This is a genomic window from Paenibacillus sp. WG02 (genome assembly GCF_055396115.1).
This window is the reverse complement of the sequence record NZ_AP036016.1, coordinates 1,557,538-1,577,723: the sequence shown is the minus strand read 5'-3', so window position 1 is coordinate 1,577,723 and position 20,186 is coordinate 1,557,538. Positions and strand designations below refer to the sequence as shown.

Genomic DNA, 20,186 nt, shown 5'->3' with positions numbered 1-20,186 from the left:
AGACGCTGCTTTTCCGACACAGAACGATAGCTCTCCCATTGTCCTAAAGCAGCGTTTTGGTTAATCAGCTGTCGTATAAGCCTACTTTACATACTGCTTGTATATTTCTGCTGTTGTGTAAATTTTATCTTTATTCTTGGCGTACCAGTCTTTGTACCATGCCTCGATTTTGTCGCCGCCGCCTTTGCTCCAGGCCGTTTTAGCATCGTTTATCGCCTGATCCACAGAATAAGAAGCACCGCTTACAATTGCTTTGTTGAAAATATCGTTGATCGATTGCGTTAATGTAGCCGAAAAAGCCGATAAATCTTGTGGAAGGGCCGGATTATAACCCATAGCCGTGAATCCGTTGAAAGGACGCTCTGGATTTAAATAAGCAGGCTTCGCTTGCTGAAGCAGTAGATCCAGATATTCCTTCTGCAGCGGAATTTTCGCATCGTATACTTTTTCCGGTTGCGCGCATTTGGCAAGCAAACCTATCCCTATGTTGGCATGAATTCGGAAATCTCCGTTATAGTCCACCTCAACTTTTGATTTGGCCGGATCAATCTGCTTCGGACAACCATCCTCTCCCATCTTCCAATGTTCATTTTCGATACCATATGTCAAAGACAATTGCGTCGAATCCTTGGTAAGAAAGTCCATATGGTCCATAACAGCCTGAGGATTCTTGGCTTTCGCATTCACCGCCGCTACCATCTGAATCGGTTCCCAACCCCAGCTGTATGAACCGTATGCTGTCGTTGGAAATGGAATAAATTTAATTTTGGCATTTGGATTATTTTTACGTAACGTTTCGAAATTTTTGTATCCCACACTGATTGCGTTGATATTATTAGCACCGTAAATACCAAGCTTGCCGTTGACAAAATCCTGAAGCGCCTTTTCCCCTTTATCTGTCAAGAAGTCTTTATCTACCGTTCCTGCATCGAACAGCTGCTTCTTCAATTGCAGAGCAGCTTTGGAATTATCCCACTGCCGAACAAGCTCTCCATTATTTAGGATCATACCGTCTGGGATTTCACCACTATTGTACATACGATCGATTACTCCCCCGCCGATGAAGCTTAGCTGGTAACCGAATGTATCCTTCTTCCCGTTGCCGTCCGGATCCCGTTCAGTAAACGCCTTGGCAACAGCCAATAGCTCTTCAGGGGTTGTCGGAGACTTCAAACCCAGATTTTCCAACCAATCCTCCCTAATCACCAGTCCCACATTCAGCGTAGAACCAACCACACGGCCAAAATAATACATCTTGCCATCTTCATTCATAGCCAATTTCTTGACGCCTGGATTCTGCTCAAGAAATTTTTTGTATTCCACACTTTTGCTGACCATATCATCTATTGGCATAAACTGCTTTTGCGCAAGAAACTGATTTTTAATTTTTGCATCAAATTCAAAGATTAAATCAGGAGCCGATCCCGAGGCAAACAAAGTATTCAGCTTCGCCAACGATTCCCAGCGTGGAATCGGGACAAACTCTACATTTGCCGGTCCATTGGCATTGATCCATTTGCTCCAGCGGTTGTTGTCTATGGTACCTTCGGCAGCTGGTACAGTCCCCCGGTCATAGACGGAAACCGATATTTTCGACTTAGGCTTCATTGTCGCCGGTTTAGTCGCGTCTGGAGAAGCTGTATCACTTACTGTGTTATCCTTACTATTGGAGCAACCGTTCATCATCAATATTACCAATGCCGATGCCAAAACGATCCTTATTTTTGTACGATATCCTGCTTTTATCCCCTTCATATTTAACCCTCCTGATTATATTTCTTTCATTTCTCCGAGCATTGATACCCTTGCCCATTCATACTCCTACTTCTCTCCTTATACGCTAATCGATTGACATCACCACCTTAGCAATCCATAACAGCCTCTATCCCTTAACTGCACCAACTAAGGCACCTTTGACAAAATATTTCTGCAAGAATGGATACGCGATCATTAGGGGTAGCAGCAAAATCACAACTGCTCCTGCTTTGATCGCTTCTGGTGTCATAGAAACCGAGTCTTCCGCTTGAAATGTATTGATTTGCTGAAGCAACTGTTGACTTGCCACCATATTCTGCACAAGTACAGTAAGGTTGAATTTCTTAGCATCATTGATGTACAGGAGCACTGTTAGAAACTGGTTCCAATACCCTACAGAATAGAACAAAGTTAACGTGGCAAGGACTGGTAAGGAGAGCGGGAGAAAAATTTGCAGCAGCATTCTGTATTCTCCGCATCCGTCCATTCGTGCGGCATCTTCTAGTTCAGAAGGAATATTGAGGAAGAATGTTCGCATAATCATCATATTGAATGCGCTAACCAAGGACGGCAGCCAGATCGCAGCGTAAGAGTTAATCAACCCCAATTCTTTGATGACCAGAAAGCTTGGGATCAATCCACCGCCGAATAACATCGTGAACACAATCGCCAATGTAAAGAAACGTCTGCCATACAATGTATTTCTAGACAATGGATAGGCAGCCAATATTGTAAATAACATACTCAGGGCAACACCAACCACTGTTATGATGATACTATTTTTCAAAGCGTGAATAATTCTTGTTCCTTCGATAAGCTGCCTATAGGCTTCGATGTTCCAACCGATCGGCCAAATCGACACCTTTCCCGAAATAATGGCAGAACTATCGCTCAATGAGACTGCCAAAATATTGATTAAGGGCACCAATGCACTAATCCCGAATAAAGCCAAAAAAACGTAATTAACGGCGAAAAAAACGCGTTCTCCCTTGCTGGTTTTCATTCTGGAGTCCCTCCTACCATAAGCTCTGGTTATAACGTTTTGCGATTTGATTGACAGTCAGCACCAGAATTAATCCGATACATGATTCAAATAAGCCCAGTGCAGATGTCAGACTGAATTGTGAATTCTGTACACCAATCCGATATATGTAAGTGCTAATGACGTCCGATAGCGTCGCGACAGGCGTTCGCAATACATACACTTGATCAAATCCAACCTCCATTACACGCCCCAAGGAAATAATCAGAATAAGAATCATGGTCGAAGCCAGTCCAGGAATCGTAATATGCCAAATTTGCTTCCATTTATTAGCACCGTCCAGGTTGGCCGCTTCATATAAGCTGGTATCGATGCTTGTTATTGCTGCCAGATAGATGATCGCTGAAAACCCGGTTTCTTTCCATAACGCCGATCCGATAAATATCGACCACCAGGAGAAATTGTGATAAAGAAACGCATAGGTCTCTCCGGTTATCCGTTCAATTACATGATTAACAATGCCTGTTTCCTGATTAAATATCGTGAAAACAAACCCGCTGATAATGACCCATGAAAAAAAATGAGGTAAATAAATCAACGTTTGGATCGAGCGTTTGAACCACATCCTGCGTACTTCGTTTAAGAGAATAGCCAATATTACTGGCAATGGAAAGCCAAATAAAATGCCAGTTAAACTTAACACAAAGGTGTTCTTCACAATTCGAACCGTTTCGGGATTCGAGAAAATATAATGAAAGTGCTTAAGTCCTACCCATGGGCTGTCGAGAAAACCTTGAAACAGATTGTAATCCTTGAAAGCAATAATCAGTCCTAGCATAGGTATATATTTAAAAATAATAAAAAACAATAACACAGGGGTAAACATGATAAACAGTGGAAAATTTTCTTTCAATCGCTTTTTCTTGATGGTTACCATTTGATGCCTACCCTTCCTTTCTTAATCTCTTTTTATTGATAGTTACCATTTGATGCTTACCCTCCATTCTTCTGTGGTGTCTGTTATAAACCTAAGTGTAGGGATATTCATATTACGCCTGCAATAGACAAGAATCTGTTGTTAAACAATTTTCTGAATAAGCTGGGATATGCGATTTGCCTTCACTATAATTGCCGCGTGAGGATACTTGCTCAATAATAGACACAATTCAGTAGCAGTCATATTTCCGTCCAGTTCTCGAAACAATTCTTTTATCTGGCTTGGCATTCAATTTTGACCACAAAAAAAAGCCTCAAACATATGAAAGATTCATACGCGAAGGCTTTATGAACATAGCAGCGAAAGAATCTCACTTTACTGATTCACTGCGGAATACTACTGGCGTTTTCCCGGTAAGTCTCTTGAATACCCTGTTAAAAGAGACACTATGCTGATAACCGACCTTTCCGGCAATATCCTGTACAGACATGGAAGTATCACTCAGCAGTTGTTTGGCATGCTCCATCCTCACGAAGGCCAAATAATCAACAAAGTTTTCCCCGAATTCTTCTTTAAATAGTTGACTTACATATTTCGAATTGATTTGGAATTTATCACTTAAGTGATTTAAGGAAAGATCCGGATCAAAATAGTTGGCTTCAATATAGCTCCTTACCTCGGCAAGCAGGCTCCTATTGTTCCTGCCTTCACGTATACGCTCCAGATGTTCTGATGTTTCAGTCAGAATCAGACTCGCCTTACCACGGAATTCCCGTAAAGTATCAAACCGCTGCAATAATTCATTGATAGGCTGCAGCCCTTTATTTCGCCATATTTCGCCATAGTCCTCCGAAAGCTCCATGAGCTCCCGATTCATTTGATAAATCAGATAATTTAGAATACTCTCTACATCTTCTCTGGATAGCAGTGTTTTCTCCAATTCATCAAAGAATGCCTCAAGCTCCTCCCCCCACGATGGATTGCCCAAGCGGAATTGCTGTGACAGTGTCCGTATAGGCTGGAGATGGCGGAACATATCCCCTTTCGGAGACATTTCGATATCGTTGTAAGCAATGATTCGATTGCTGCCCAAACCAGATTTATAGCCCAGCGCTTGCTTTGCGTCGTCGTATGAACGATAAATCAATGCAGCTTCCTTGATTAAACTGCCTACACCAATCGTAACGGTAAACGTCAGGTTGCTCTGCACCCATTCACGCACTTCCTCCAGCATACTTGCAAGCCGCTCGGAATTCTCCCCCTGCTCATCCTGATATTGATAAAGCACCCCTACGATATGATGATCCATCCATTCATGCCAAACGATCACACCGTTATTTTGTGCCACTTCCGCAATCACACTGCACAGAATAAATTTTAACAAGTATTGATCCTTCTGGTTGTAGCTCATCTTAAAATCGGTAAATTTATCCATTTCATATAACACGACTTCAAAACTGCTATACTTCACAGGACGGTCAAATTTGATCATTTCGTCCGTCCATTGCTCAGGTGTGATCTCTCGCGAACCTTCCATTGCCTCTTGAAAAAATACTTTCTTGCGGAATACGATATTCTCTTCATGCCTTTGTTGAAATTTATTCGATTCCTCTATTAAATTCTCTACCGCATTCTCAATAAAACTAAGCTGATTTCCTCCTGTATGCGTAGCCAATTTCTGGCTAATTTTGAAGGAGAGCGACTGAATTTGATTAATCATTAGCTCGACCGGACGATAATTGCGACGGGTAATATAAACAATCCAGATGACTCCAAGTGCAACTATACTCAGACCAATAATAAGCCATATATAAGAAAAATTAGAAATAAAATAATATACCTTACCCGCCTCGACACCGCTGCGGAGATGCCATTTGGTTATCGGTGAGTGAATATCGGATAAATACATTTCTGTTGGCTTCTGCTTGGCTCGCTCTAACTCGGAACCATTTCTTGACAGAATTACATTGCCCTCACCATCCACAAGCTCCGCGTAGCTGATCCCCGAATCAAATAAATCCTGGAGTATCTTCTGTAAAGCCGTTATTTTGACATTGGTGACAATCTTGCCTTCTTCCCGGAAAATAAAATCACGCTACGAACAAGTGTTATTACAGATATCGGCTCCGTCTGCGAGGAGAACTCCACATATTGTCTACTTCCGCTCCATGATTGAAGCGACAGATCTCCGGTCAGTTGGGCTTGCAGAAATTCCTTATCCCCAAATGCGCTGAGCGGAATAAAACGGTTCTTGCTTAAAATGGTTTGATCCGAGTAACGGTAAAGATAAATCGAATCGATAATGGCATGCTTTAAGACTAGATTATTCAATTCAAGTGAAGCTTCATAGGTTTGGAATAAAGGGTTAATTTCTTGCTGTGGTGTAAAAAAATCACGAATACTGCTGTGGTTTGCTATAATTTCATTGATAATACTTTGATCAACAGCCGAAAGTGATTGATCAATAAGCTTCATTACTTGTGTGGAATAAATTCGATTAGCTTCCTCGGCTTCCTTCTTTAAAACCTCACTCACTCCCAGAAAAAGAAATAAAATGAGCAAAGTAACAACAATCAAAAAAACCGGTACATAAGAAATCAATATCCGTGAAAACCAATGATTCCTAATAGGTTCACCCCATTTTTTAAAACAACCTTATTATAGGTTAATTATAGCGACAGGATATTAGTTCAACAATAGACATGTTTCTGTGATAGACATAATTCCGTTCAGTTAGAAGCACGGTTATAAAGTTCGGTTATGCGGAACAGTTAAAAAAACTTCTCATGTCAAATGCTGCGTGCCATTGCAAATGGTGAACCAGAAAAACTGGCGAACTTCGCTAGACGCACCATGAATCAAAAAAAGGATGATCTTGAACTTGCTCTTCAAGGCTATGTAAACACCAGCTCATCTTGCCAGGCGACTTCTTCCTGCCGTTTGGTGGCAACGCTGCTAGGAGCGCAAACAGTAGTCTCACTAATCACCCCCCCGAGCCTCCTCAGAGGGAAGGAGGTTGTCGTGGATGCCCGTCTTGATTTTTTACTCGTTTAAATACGTATTCACCCGATTTTGAATCAGCTTGCTAACTTGCTCTGCCGTTTTTTGGCCACTCATATAGGATTGGAATTCTTCCAAGATAATCGACGTTACTTTGAAATCGCTTGTCCTCTTTAAACCTGCATGTTCCAAAATACTTTTCATCGTCTGAACTCGCGCTTCCACAACCTTGGCATCCGGCTTTCCGTGTGGAACCTGCAGTGTCCCCTCCTTGATCGCCTCTTCCGCCTTCTGCAGCTGCTTTTCCACCACGTTTTTATTCAATGGGATTCCTTGCATCTCAGGCAAAGATTGGATCTCATCGGATAGCAAAAACTTAACGAATTCCCATGCCTCTTTTTGAACAGAAGACTTGCTATTCATACCCAGCTTGAAGTAAGTTTGGTACGCACCCGCTTGTGCTCCGCCCTTAACAGTCGGTTTTTGATATACCTCAAAACCTGGCTTAAGAATATTTACTAAAGATTCGGTTGGATTGACCATGCTAAACTTGGAAAACAACCCTTTATCATAATCATACGTAAATTCAGCTTTCAAGACACCTTCGTCATACATAGATTTCACTTGCTTCATCATGATTCTAAAATCGTCCGAGTCAAAGTTTGCCTTACCTTTTTCAACTAACTTCGAATAATTATCCTCAACATATTCCGCCATCAATTGGACAGGGAACATATTGACGAACGCTACAAAATCTTCCCCATTCTGACTCTTTACTTTCTTGGCAATTTCTTTGAATTGATCCCAAGTCCATGTTTTGTCTTCTACGTTGACATTCGCCTTCTTCAGCATATCTGTTTTTCCAGTAATCACATCTGGAACGAATGAGAACGGCATGGCATACAAGCCGCCACCGATCTCGGATGACTTGAGAATGTTATCAAAATATTTGCTTTTGTCAAAAGAATTATCCTTCTCCATTAGGCCACGGTAATCAACTAACAGGTTTTTCTCGGCAAGTTTATTCTCGGGCAGGTCCGACGTAAGAATTAAATCCGAGCCTTTGCCCGCCATGATCTGTGTAGTCACAGTTTGAATAAACTTTTCCATGTCTGCTGCAGAAGCTGCTTGCCCCATTCCACCTTCCGTTTTAGGCATCGCCATATATTCTTTGATCTCAATGTCGATATCTGGATGAGCGGATTCGAACTTTTCAGTCGCTTTCTCTAGGAAGGGGTTGGAACTTCCCACAGCAATGACGACCTTTGTTTTGCCATCTGCCGATTTGTTATTTGACGCTGTATCTGTGTCGCTGTTGGAACATGCGCTAAATAATAAAAGGGAAGAAAGCAGTGGCACCATCCATTTTGTTTTTTTCAATCTAATCATTCCTCTCAGTTTGTTCGTACGCGATTTCCGTCCTTTAACGGCTCGCTTGTTTCCGTAATGATCTCATCTTGCGCAGTAATGCCTGTTAAAACAATAATATCATCGTCGGTAGATTCTCCTGTTGTGATGGATGCTTTCTGAGCGTACAATGTATTGCCTAACGGACTCTTTTTCTCTCTGATGACCAGTAAGTAGCTTCCTGATGAATCTTTCTTTATCAGTTTCTTAGGGATAACCAGACCTTGCTGATCCAATTTCTTTTCAATCTGAACGCTCACTTGTTCACCATCTTGAAGTCCTTCGCCAGATACGGTAATCACAATCGTTTTTTGCGGTGTTGGTTCGTTTCCAGATCCATTTTTGTCCCCTCCAACACCTCCATCGGAAGATTGTGTTCCACCCCCGCCACCTCCGGAAGATTGCGGTGCATCCTTAATCTCCGTCACTTTGCCAGACATGTTCATCGACTTTCCATCTTTCATGACAACAGGCGTAACGGCTTCACCAACCTGCAGTTTCGCTGCCGCAGCAGCGCCGGCCGTAAAGGAAAACACGGAGTTTTTACTCGTGTCCACAAGCGTTAGTAGTGGCTGACCCTGAGAAACATTACCGCCCTGAGAAACCTTAACATTGGCTACCTTACCATCAAATGGAGCCTTCAATGTCTTCTTCTCCGATAACTCCTTGCGCAGGCTCTTCATTTTTCGCTGCTGAACCTCTCTATCCAGCTGATCCAGCTTTAAATCGCGCTTTGCTTTTCGGACCGCATCTTCATCACCATCCTGCTGAGCTTTGACAAACTGCTCTTGCAGCATTTCATTGTTTAATTCCATTTTGATCAATCGAGCTTCTTCATCTAATAGTTGATCCTCCGTCGTCGTTGCGTCAAAGGTAACTAGATCCTGCCCCTTCTTGACTTCATCGTTTTGTTTGACATGTATGTTGACGATTTTCCATCCGCTGTCATTAACCAGCTCCACCTTATTCTGAGGGGTGATTACACCGCTGCCGCGGATTACATGGGACAGCTTCTTGTCCGAAGCTTTCTCAGCGGACACTTTAGGAAGCGTAAGCGCCTGAAACGTATTACTGAAAAAAGTCAGGCCTGCCAGTAGGATAAAAAACAAAATCAATGCAACACTTACTAGTTTTTGTCGTCCAACATGCATTTGCATCCCTCAATCTCCTTCTATCCTTTAATACCAGAGAGCTCGATTCCTTCAATAAAATATTTTTCAGCACATAAAAACAGCAGAAGCATTGGCATCATATAAATGACCGACGCGGCAAACGATACACCGAACGTTTCTTGCTGAATACGTGACAAATAGACAGACAGCGGCTGCAGCCAAGCATCCTGTAAAAAAACTAGCGGCTGCTCTACCATATTCCAGTAATCAGCAAACAGCAGGACAACTAGCGCGGCGACCCCAGGTTTTACCATCGGCATGACAATCGTTAAAAAGGTTCTTACATAGCCCGCCCCGTCCATTTTCGCCGCTTCTAAATATCCAGTGGGTATTTGCAACATAAACTGCCGAAGTAAAAACACACCAAAAGCAGCGAACACGCCGGGCAAAATGATCGACTTCGGGGTATTCAGCAGGCCTAACCAGTCCGACATCATATAATTGGGCACCAACGTGACTTGAAACGGCATCATCATCGTAACCAGATAAAGAAGAAAAAGAGGTTCTCTTGCTGGAAAGCGTAATTTCGCAAACGCAAATGCAGCCAAAGACGCGACCATCACTTGCCCGATAATGATCGGGAATACCATGAACACAGAATTCCAAAACATTTGTAAAAACTGAGGTGTAGCTATGAGCACCTTGAAATATTGCCCAAAGGAGACCCAATCAGGAATCCATTTCATATTAACAAAATCACTGACATTACTTTTTCCCAGCATGCCATAATTTGAAATGATTTCTTTCTCTGTCATAAAAGAGCTTATCGTCGTCAAAATAACCGGAACAAGCATCAGCAAAGCAATCGTGGTCAATATGACGGTACGAAGCAAAGGCATCACGATTTTTTTCCTCATGGATTTCACCCCCCTGACCGTATTACTCCATGAATGAACGGAATTTCCGTTCGGTTCCAAACAACATAACAACAAACACAAGGATACAAATCGCCATCAACGTCGCTGCAGCAGACAACTTCTGAATGTCGAGCGATAAAAACATATTGTTCATATAATGCTGCAGCATATAGATCCGGTCATGCGGGTATGTGCCGGCAACCAGATAGGTTTCTCGAAATACTTTGAAAGAGTTCAAGATGGACATCAATACAACCAGAAATGTTGTAGGGGTCAAATAGACGAGTGTAATGCCAAGCAGCTTGCGTACAGGCCCCGCCCCTTCCAAGTCCGCAATTTCATAGTAAGAGTCCGGAATGTTCTGCAGGCCAGCCAGAAATAAAACGACGTTATACCCGATGTTTTTCCATACATAAATGACAATCATAACACCACCAGACCATTCTGATTTCAACCAATCAATGCGCTCTAAGCCAAGATCGTTCAAAAGCCAATTCAATGCACCGTTCCAATCAAATAAGATTTGCCAGATGAGCACGATCGACGCAACTGGCAAAACAAGCGGCATGACATAAGCCGTTCTCAGCCAATTACGAAAATAGACATTCTGATTCAAAAGCAGCGCGATGACCAAGGATAGGATCACAAGAATCGGTACACCGACAGCTGTGAACCAAAATGTATTGCCTGCAGCCTTCTGAAAAGACGAGCTATTCAGCAATGACGTATAATTCGAGAGGGTGAAAGACCCTGTAATTCCGTCTTGAAAGGAATAAAGCATGCTTATACCAAACGGAATGAAATAAAACAGCATAAAACCAATTACGCTGGGGGCAAGAAAGCAAAGGGCAACTAATAGCTCTTTGCGTGCCAATCGTTGCATCTTCATACCACTTTCCTCCATAATGATTGTGACTTGCGTCTCAGACAAATAGTATCTTATACGGCTTATGTGTCAACGAAGTGACAATGGACAAACACAGTGGAGGTTGACTTCGAAATGATAAAGAAACCGCGAGTATTGATCGTTGAGGATGAAAAGCGAATGCGGGAATTGATTGCTGACTATTTAATCGAAGAGGATCTGGAGGTCATAGAGGCTAGCCACGGCAACGAGGCGATCGAGCTTGCCCGCCGTTATCCACCCAATCTTGTTGTGCTCGATATAATGATGCCTGGTATAGACGGATTTGAAGTTTGTAAACGGCTTCGTAAAGAGTCGAATGCGATCATTGTCATGCTAACTGCAAAGTCAGAAGAAGAGGATAAGCTGTATGGATATGAATTGGGTGCTGACGATTACATCACGAAGCCATTCAGCCCCAAAGTTTTAACGGCAAAAATCAAAGCGCTCCTCACTCGCTGGAATTTCCAAGAAGATGCTGAAGCAAATACAGAATTAATCGATTTCGTCATCGATGAACAAGCCCATGAAGTACGCATTCACGGTGAATTGTTAGAGCTGTCACCTAAGGAGTATGATCTATTGTTGTTTTTCACAAATCATCGCAATATCGTACTGACCAGAGACATCTTGCTCGATCGAGTTTGGGGAATGGATTACTATGGCGACTTGCGTACCGTAGATACACACGTCAAACGACTCCGTAAAAAATTAGGTGACAAAGCAAGCTGTATACATACCGTGCGAGGAAACGGGTATAAATTTAAAGATAAATGAGGATGCGACGATGAGAAGCGAACGATTGTCTTTCAAAGTGTTCTGGGCCACTTTAATTGGCTTCATGTCCATTATCTTCTTATGGATGGTGCTGCAAACGATCTTTTTCGAACCCTTTTACATCAGTCAAAAAAAACAAGAACTAGCCCAACGTTTCGAGGAAGTTTATATAAAGTATGCGAGCGGCAGCTATCAGCTGAAAACGAAACCTTTGGAAGTTGCTGAATTGGAACATCAATTTTATGGTATGTCCGCATTCATGTACAAACAAGAAAATAATATTGATGTCCAGCTCGGAGACTACATATCTACGCCTGCATCAACTGTATCGCCTTCAATGGGAGGAAATAATTATCAGATAAATATTCATTCAATCGTCTCTTCCAACAACGAAAGCCCACAAAGCGTAAACAATACCGATGAAACATTGCCTGCAACTTCGGTATTACCCTCTAGTAACTTAAACACCGAGCGACTTTCCTTTGCAATAGGCGAATGGATGCAAAACAAAGATGCCTTAAAAAAGCTAGCCGAAGCTGGCAAAATATCCGTAGATAAAATATCGGGCAATGACCGTAATGAAAGCATGCTGTTTGCCGCAGCGAAGCTTCCATCCACCGTCAACCAAACTGGCGCAGAAGGATACTTCATTATGGTTGCGACACTTCAACCTGTCGGCGATGCCGTACACGTAATGGGTCAATTTTATATGTATTTTTATGCGCTTGCGTTCTTGCTTGTTTTACTATTTGCTAATTTCTTTTCACGTACCATAACCAAACCACTCGTCCAGTTAAATAAAGTGGCGGATCGCCTAGCGCAATTGGATTTTTCCGCAGCTGTTCGATTAGATCGAAAGGACGAAATTGGACAACTTTCCAAAACGATGAACAACCTTGCTCATAACCTTAAGCAGACGATGGATGAGCTTCAGGAAGCGAACACGAAACTGCTTGCCGATATCGAAAAGGAAAAGCAGCTTGAACAAATGCGCAAACGATTTATAGCCAGCGTGTCCCATGAATTAAAAACGCCCGTCAGTCTCATTCAAGGCTATGCTGAGGCGCTGCAGGACAATGTAGGACATGGATTGAAACGGGAAAAATATACCGGGGTGATCATGGAAGAATCGGAGCGTATGGCGCGACTTGTCAATGATTTACTCGACTTGTCTCAGCTCGAAAGCGGACGTTTTGCGCTTCATTGGTCCAAAGTTCCGCTTCAGCAAACGATCCGTTCCGTGTTAAACAAGATGGCCCCGCTTCTTCATGAAAAGTCCATTCAGACTCAACTCAAGGAGCTTGATCCCGATGAATGTTGGGTGCGCTCGGACAGTCAGCGTCTTGAGCAAGTGATAATGAATTTCATCGGAAATGCAATTCGACATATGCCATTGCAGGGCCGTTTAGAAATCGAAGTGTCTAACAGATTGACCGAACCAGCTTCGATCCTTGTCGAAATCACAAATGAGGGTTCACCGATTCCAGTTGAAGACTTACCTTACATTTGGGATACCTTTTATCGCGCTGATTCCTCGGGCAACCGTGAGTTTGGCGGCACCGGGATTGGCCTCTCTATCGTAAAAGCGATATTGCAGAGGCATGAAAGTCAATATGGTGTACGGAACGAGGATCGCGGTGTAACGTTCTATTTCACCCTTCCCCTTGCGGCTAAAGACATTGAAGGGGAATAACGTTGTCACGTAGCTGCCACATTGAGCAATTAAAATGTAAAGGAGGTTGTTCGATACGAATAAATGAGGTGAAAATTGATGAGAAAACCATTTGCATCACGATTAACCGGAGTTGCACTTGCTATGACACTAAGCTTCGGAACAATCTCACAGGCAGCATACGCTTCCTCAGAGGGGAAACCATACATAGGTTCCATATCCGTAAACAATTCAATCTCAATCGAGCTTAACGATGTCAGCATGCTCACCGGCCAAGACGAGCAGACTGTTTCGTTTACCGTAATCATCCACAACAAAGGAAATGACGATCTTTCGTACATGGATTACTGGGTCAAGCTCCAAAGTAAGTCCGGAAGTCCATTTAAGGCTCTCCCTATGCCACAGAATAAAGGGAAAAGCAGAGTGGCCGCTCATTCGTCCCAAACTTTGAGCTACTATGCCAAAGTAGACAGAACAACGAAAATGCAGGATCTGGTCGTCCAATTTTTCAAATTCGATTTTAGTATGCCGAATTTCGAACGCAGCTTGGGGAAAATTTCGGTTCCAGATTCCTATTCAGGTGCTACTCCTGCTGGTAAAGGAGCCCTTCTTAATACCGCAGGAAAGGGGATCGAAGCAAAAATAACCAAATTTTCTAGAGACCAAAACGAGAAATATTATTTGCCTATGCTCTACTTAGAATTAGAGAATAAAAGCGATTCTACCATTTCTTTACCCGAGTACTCCTTTTTCATCCGAACTTCGGAAGGATTTGTGTACCCCCTGGAAACTCAGGATGCCAAAAACTTCAAAATAACGCCTAAAGAAACAAAGCTACTTAAGCTTAAGGGCTCAATCCCTTCTTCCGTAAGTACGGGTGATTGGGAACTGCTTATCTCCCAAAACATACCTGACTTGAAACTAGACGTTCCTGTCGGGAATCTCCTGCTCCCCGAAGTCACCAAATCCACTTCTGGGGAAGCCGGACAAGAATATGCTTTTACAAATAATGCAGGTACGTATACCGCCAAGTTTAGCGGTGTTTACCGTCTTCCATGGGATGATCAAGATATTTTGAACGCTACCGTCAAACTCTCCAATAAGGGCGATGTTCCACTACCCACCCCAAATTTAACAGCTTATTTCCTGCTCGATGATTCGATTAAGGTGGAGGCTCAGTTCGTAAAGACGGATGACAGAATCGGGTTTGCTGCCGGAAGCAGCGTTGATCTTCAATTTATTGGCAAGATTCCTTACAACCAGTCCTATTCGAATATCAAATTAGTACTGCAGGAGAAAGGTAGCGAGAGTGACGCAGAACCAGTAGATATCCTGAAGCTAAGCGCCAAGAACGACGTTCTGTCGATTCCTTTCTTCAGATCCGGCTCATCGTACAAGCGTGAAGATGTCGGACACAAATCCGAATACAAGATCACTAAGCTAAACAAATATACCGGTCCATCCGGCGATCTATATGCTGCGGATCTCGAAGTAGACAATCTAGAAAAGCGTTATAGTGCGATCAACCCTTTGGCAGCTCATTTCCGTGCAAAAGATGGTACAACGTTCCCAGCGCAAGTGTCCGAGATCAAGGATAAAGTTGGGCCGAGCGGGAAAGCCCTGTTCCAAGTTTGGGCCATGCTGCCCAATGGTTATCCGATGGAAAATATGCAAATTCTACTGGGAGATGCGGTCTCGTTTAGCAAGAAAGACAAGGATGGTAAGCAGAGCGAGGGTAAGCCCGACGCTTATGTATCGCCCGTTGCCTTCGGACTACCCGACGTAAATACCGAAGTGAAGAACAAACTAAGCGGAATCGAACTATTCCCATATACCATCTCCATGAATAAGATTAATACTACCATCGATACAGGCAAGTTTTTCTTGAAATTTGACTATGAGATCACAAAAAATAGGTCGATAAAATCAAACGCCGAAGGACATAAGCTCGTTGTTATATTCGAGGATGGCGGCGGACTAAAATCTTTCGAGCGGTCGTATGATTTGAAAGATTTTGAATCGAATGGAGACAAAGGAGCGGAGCAAGACAGCTATAATCAATTGAAGCTTGGGAAGAAGGAGAAATTCACCATTACAGTGAATGATGAAGATCTCATATATAAATCGGCTTTCCTCAAAAAGTACAACCTGAGCTTATATGACGAGTTCCAAGGACAGCGTAAACTACTGAGCAAACAAAGCATCGATTGGTTTACTATTTCGGACTAACAAATAACCTAGCGGAAGATTTCCCGCTAGGTTATTTCAACTCTACATTTAGTTAACCAAGCTACTTAAATTCCACCTACTGGCTACTTTAACGCTATAAATCATCACTACAGCAAACAAATTAGAGCATTCTGGTGCTGAAATGATGAATTTCTTCATTTCAGCGCGGCCGCCTACTCCGCAGCGGCTTTCGCGAACTGCGTGCTGTACAGCCGCGCGTACAGCCCTTCCAGCGCAAGCAGCTCCTCGAGCGCCGCCTGCACATAGGACTCGGATTCCGAGTCTTAGTGCGACGTCGCCTCATCAAGGATGAGGATGCGCGGGCGCTTCAGGAGCTGCTATTTTCATTTTCATCACTCGCTTTCAGAAAATAATGAAACAACTTGCTATCGTTCGAAACCACTCTTACACCAAATTCAGTCTGATAATCTCAGAGCCTGTCAGATGGACGTTCAATTTCCACGTATGCGGGAAGCATTCGCATCGAATCGGCAGCGATTCTCCCGATTCGGTCTCTGCAAACAGAAGGCTATTTGAATTATTCGATCTGACGAACACAGTAAGTTCTGTGTCTCCGCTGCCTTGAACCGTCAACTTAGCTCCCTGTTCGTCCTCACGCAAATCAATGACGTCCGTTTCATTGTCAGCTGTCATTATTCCCACATTTGTTGACAAGGTGATCATATGCATGTCATCCCGGTTGACGGACACTTCAATCTCCTGATCTCCCCATAGCAAGGCTGTTCCAACAGGAGCAGAGCTTTCTTCCCACCAATTGATATTAAGCGTGTAAATCACACGCAAGCCGTCTTCCCTATCATAAACCGTAAACCCGATGTCCGGGCTACCAGCTATCCAGCCTCGCTCACGTTCCCTTTCTATAACGGACGCCCCAAAGCCATGCAACAACTGCTCATACCATCCCCGAACCCGCTGATCTGAAGGATACGCTTTCGCATTCACATACAGAACTTTTCCTTTTCCCAACTGATGCTCCAGAATCAACGGGTCTCCGTTGGCGCTTGCCGCTAGGACAGCGGCAGTCAATGTCTCTAATCTACCGATTTCGAGCGTTTCGCCTGTATCCAGCTTCGTGCTTTGATATCCTGCAATCTCGGCGCCAATCAATTGCTGAATGTCTGGGGAATTAACCAGAGCTGGCGCTTCTCCAAAAGCATCCGAACGACTTTTGGACGCGTACAGATGCGGCAGCCCGATGAGTAGCGTTCCGCCTTCCCGCACGTACCTGATCCATTTTTGGATTTGCGCCGCATCCGCCGTATTCCAGCCAAGAAAGGCCATGTACTTGTAGCTTCCAAGTATCTGATTATCCGCCTCAACGGGAACGATGTCCGCGATGCCATACGGAGTACCGGTATAGTAGCCGACCGGTTCAGAGGGGCACGGATGTCTGTAAATGGGTGAAAGAACCGACCGTGGATAAAAGACATTTAATAGATCCCAGCTTTCTTCCGGAGCGGAAAACGCCCATTCATCCCCCTGCTGGGCCCATACATTCCTGCGGCCAAAACACGTCCACCCGTCATTCTGTCCATGTAAAAACGCCATCGGCCCGTGCAGCCTGCCCCTCCGGGTATGTGTGCGAACAAACCTGTAGAAATTCCGCTGTACGTCCGTATGACGGCGACAAGCCACGCTGAACCTCTCCAGATCGGCAAAACGCTCTTCCAGTCTCCATAGGCCTTCTTCCGTATTGATCTGATCGACTCCGTGAATGTAACACAAATATAAAGCAAGCCGATACCGCCGATAACGTTGTTCACTTTCGTGTGGCGTTGTTGACCATTGTACCGCCAGATGCGCGCCGAAACTGTCACGACCGTATGCACGAGATGCCCCTCGAAGCGCTGAAATAATGACTTCATGCGGACCGTACATCAATTCCGCTCCTTGCCAAGAAATTCCGGCCTGGTATAAATATTTGAACAAGACGGAAGGTCCTGTGTGCCTCGACGCGTAGTGCGGAACGAGCCCGACGTTCTTGACGAACTGTTGAGCAGCCTGTTCCATGTCCGTCGCCGTCCGTGGATCCAAATTATAGTAAATGCCATGCGATGTTCGCACAGGCGTTTGGAATACGACATTCCCTTCCAAGCGCGACATTCTGTTCAGCAAGTCGCAATACAGCTCCCGTTCGGCGCCAGAACGCGCCCCCCAGTAACTGGAAAACCCATCTCGTTCATGTGCTTGACTTCCCAGAAAGTTAGGACCGTCCAGCGTCTTCCTGTCCGGATTAACACCGCATCCAGACAACTCTCTGCTTTCGACGATCAACGCGTAATGCAGCCCCAGTTTTTGGACAAGTTCCTTCGTCTTCTTCCAATCAAGCTTTCTGAGTGACCTCGTACCCGACCACCGGTAGACGGGACGGAAAGTGGTCATGTTACCAATCTGCTGGTTCATATACCAAGCAAAGAAATACGCCATTTCACGGGCATCAGTTTCAATGTAAACGGGGTCGGATGTACCGGTCAGCACATGATCGTCGTCTCGTTCGACAGAACGTTCTACTGTATCACTCCACGTACCGTATTCGGTACACAGTTCGATCGTCGCTCTTCCTCCGGTACGCTTCGCGAAAAAGCGGATCTCGTTAAGTCCTTGGCTTTCCGTTATAAACTCGCTTTGTTCTGGCTGGATGTGCGTTCCACCACTAACCGAAACTTGAACCTTGATACCCGGCTGTCCCGCTTGAACCCATACGCTAAAAGCTTCGCCGGCGGTTACGATGTCCGGACATGACACAATACCGAAATCACCGGGGCGACTGACGAATTCGACCGATCTCAGCTTGTAGGGAAGCGGTTCCCTATAGTCGGATTCAAGTGTGATCGTCATGTTATGATCCCCCGAATGAAGGACACCATGAGGAATATCGAACTCGGACACCGGCCAGCGGTAATCCCGTTGAAATCGTTCTCCCTCACATACAGTCTGTCCATTGATATTCACGCGGAACGACGCCCACTCTTTTTTGGACAAGTTCCGTCCCACCCAGGAAAAAGAAGTGGAAAACGGTACGGAAGGCGCAAACGGGGGAAGTAGATTGAGGGATCCCTCCGCTTGCAGGCATGGATCTTCCAACCAGACATTTCCAGAATAGTGGCTCCCGGTAACGTGTACCAGCAAGCAGGCGAGCTTGCCTTCGATCGGGATGACGATGCTTTTTTGCTCCCATCCGCACGTGCCTGCACCAATGTCGATCCGATAAATTGCATCCGGTGTTTCGGATATATCCCGTAGATGCTTCCCTTCTTTTAGATAAAACACTTCCGCTACCATCTCGAGTGATCCATCCGGCAACAGCTCCACTTGTTCTTTTTTGCACCAAACCGACATCCCTAACGATTTAACACCAGCATTCTTTAGTTCTGGGAATTCACCTTCGACCTCGTTCCAGACTACTTTGGTGTAAGCTTCCCGTGGGTAATCCTCACCTGTACTTCTCAAGTCCAGACTGAATCGGCTATGGTGGGTGACAGGTTCGCACAAACTATCGTCGATCAAACGGTAAAGCGGAGGAAAGTGCTGTTCCGTCATCCAAATTGGGGGCAGATCAACTTCCCCGGTGAGCCTTAATCTGTAGCTCCGGCCATCGCTCGGGAGCCATCCGATATCGTTTCCCGAAAAGCGCAAAGAAACGCTTTCGCCAGCCCTCAAGTATCGATAGCCCTCATGCGTGATACCATCCCCAGTGAAGCACCCCTCCGGCAAGTGATACAACCGCTCAAAGCCGAAATCACTATGGCCTACTGCTTCAAGTGATCTTTCATTCTTTTCTATCGATGGATTCATTGGTTATCTCTCCAATCACTATCTAGCTTTTTATAGAAAGCATCTAAATTAATAGATTCGCCATTATTTAAACGGGATTTTTCCGCTACAAACGCCATCAGATGACTGCGCACCGAAGCGGCTGCGGATGTAAGGCTTTCACTGCCATTGTAGTCGCGTACTTCCTTCAGGAAGCTACGGACAATGCTGCTATCTCCGCCCCCATGTCCTGACGTCTGTTTTGGGATTTGAATCTCGATGTTTTCGTGAGTAAGAAAATCCATAACCGTAATGTTGTCTTCCTCGCCGCGAATCTCACCCTTTGTACCCATAATCTGAATGCGCCGTTCCTGGTGTCGAGTGAATCCGCACATACTGAATGTTGCCGTGGCGCCGCCCTCGAATTCCATGTTGACGACTTGATGGTCCACTACATTGTTATCACTATTGTAGACACATCGACCGTAATCCGTTTCCTTCAAGCCCTTCACAATGTTTTCATGCGTAAGCTCTTCGGTAAAATGCCGCGCCCAAGCTTTCCCTTCGCCAAAGTAAAAGCGTGGCGCCGAATATGGGCACGTAGCTTCCACTGCACAGCTGATGCAAGTATCCGAAGAGCCCTCTGGCGCGTTGCCGGAATGGAAATGCTTCAGAGAGCCGTAGGAGCTGACGCGCAGGCAAGATTGATCCATAGGATCC

Annotated in this window: 13 protein-coding genes and 1 pseudogene; 3 read left to right on the top strand and 11 right to left on the bottom strand. The window is 44.5% G+C overall.

The window, feature by feature from the left end:
* Positions 1-81 precede the first annotated feature (81 nt).
* The 9 genes from ACBP55_RS07450 to ACBP55_RS07410 all read right to left on the bottom strand — a co-directional run bounded on the left by ACBP55_RS07450 (position 82) and on the right by ACBP55_RS07410 (position 10,999).
* Positions 82-1,755, bottom strand: coding sequence for a type 2 periplasmic-binding domain-containing protein (locus ACBP55_RS07450; protein WP_464650727.1), 1,674 nt, complete (start codon positions 1,753-1,755; stop codon positions 82-84).
* Positions 1,756-1,882: 127 nt separating this feature from the next.
* The gene (locus tag ACBP55_RS07445) at positions 1,883-2,758 is read right to left on the bottom strand and encodes a carbohydrate ABC transporter permease (protein ID WP_464650726.1); all 876 of its coding nucleotides are present in this window, start codon (positions 2,756-2,758) and stop codon (positions 1,883-1,885) included.
* 13 nt (positions 2,759-2,771) lie between these two features.
* The gene (locus ACBP55_RS07440; RefSeq protein WP_464650725.1) at positions 2,772-3,674 is read right to left on the bottom strand and encodes an ABC transporter permease; all 903 of its coding nucleotides are present in this window, start codon (positions 3,672-3,674) and stop codon (positions 2,772-2,774) included.
* A gap of 370 nt (positions 3,675-4,044) precedes the next feature.
* Complete coding sequence (locus ACBP55_RS07435; protein WP_464650724.1) at positions 4,045-5,583, bottom strand: helix-turn-helix domain-containing protein; 1,539 nt, start codon at positions 5,581-5,583, stop codon at positions 4,045-4,047.
* A gap of 134 nt (positions 5,584-5,717) precedes the next feature.
* Positions 5,718-6,275 carry a hypothetical protein gene (locus tag ACBP55_RS07430; protein ID WP_464650723.1) on the bottom strand — a complete coding sequence of 186 codons (558 nt, stop codon included), beginning with the start codon at positions 6,273-6,275 and terminating at the stop codon, positions 5,718-5,720.
* Between the two features lie 441 nt (positions 6,276-6,716).
* Positions 6,717-8,054 carry an ABC transporter substrate-binding protein gene (locus tag ACBP55_RS07425; RefSeq protein ID WP_464650722.1) on the bottom strand — a complete coding sequence of 446 codons (1,338 nt, stop codon included), beginning with the start codon at positions 8,052-8,054 and terminating at the stop codon, positions 6,717-6,719.
* Positions 8,055-8,068: 14 nt separating this feature from the next.
* Positions 8,069-9,238 carry an efflux RND transporter periplasmic adaptor subunit gene (locus tag ACBP55_RS07420; protein WP_464650721.1) on the bottom strand — a complete coding sequence of 390 codons (1,170 nt, stop codon included), beginning with the start codon at positions 9,236-9,238 and terminating at the stop codon, positions 8,069-8,071.
* A 14-nt stretch (positions 9,239-9,252) separates the two neighbouring features.
* On the bottom strand, positions 9,253-10,110 hold the full coding sequence (locus tag ACBP55_RS07415) for a carbohydrate ABC transporter permease (RefSeq protein ID WP_464650720.1): 858 nt from the start codon (positions 10,108-10,110) through the stop codon (positions 9,253-9,255).
* A 22-nt stretch (positions 10,111-10,132) separates the two neighbouring features.
* The gene (locus tag ACBP55_RS07410; protein WP_464650719.1) at positions 10,133-10,999 is read right to left on the bottom strand and encodes a carbohydrate ABC transporter permease; all 867 of its coding nucleotides are present in this window, start codon (positions 10,997-10,999) and stop codon (positions 10,133-10,135) included.
* A gap of 111 nt (positions 11,000-11,110) precedes the next feature.
* On the opposite strand from ACBP55_RS07410, the gene ACBP55_RS07405 reads away from it, so the two are divergent.
* From ACBP55_RS07405 to ACBP55_RS07395, 3 genes are all read left to right on the top strand, one after another.
* Positions 11,111-11,791: a response regulator transcription factor gene (locus ACBP55_RS07405; protein WP_464650718.1), complete on the top strand. Its 681-nt coding sequence runs from the start codon at positions 11,111-11,113 to the stop codon at positions 11,789-11,791.
* Between the two features lie 10 nt (positions 11,792-11,801).
* A complete protein-coding gene (locus tag ACBP55_RS07400) occupies positions 11,802-13,484 on the top strand; it encodes a HAMP domain-containing sensor histidine kinase (protein ID WP_464650717.1) in 1,683 nt (560 codons plus the stop codon).
* Between the two features lie 78 nt (positions 13,485-13,562).
* Positions 13,563-15,692 carry a hypothetical protein gene (locus tag ACBP55_RS07395; RefSeq protein ID WP_464650716.1) on the top strand — a complete coding sequence of 710 codons (2,130 nt, stop codon included), beginning with the start codon at positions 13,563-13,565 and terminating at the stop codon, positions 15,690-15,692.
* A gap of 405 nt (positions 15,693-16,097) precedes the next feature.
* Here the strand turns inward: ACBP55_RS07395 and ACBP55_RS07390 are convergent, their stop codons facing one another.
* Positions 16,098-19,508 (bottom strand): type 1 glutamine amidotransferase family protein, encoded by a 3,411-nt coding sequence (locus tag ACBP55_RS07390; protein ID WP_464650715.1) that lies wholly within the window; start codon positions 19,506-19,508, stop codon positions 16,098-16,100.
* Positions 19,505-20,179, bottom strand: a pseudogene (locus tag ACBP55_RS07385) (Gfo/Idh/MocA family protein); the annotation flags it as partial. The gene ACBP55_RS07390 and the pseudogene ACBP55_RS07385, both read right to left, overlap by 4 nt.
* Positions 20,180-20,186: the final 7 nt, after the last annotated feature.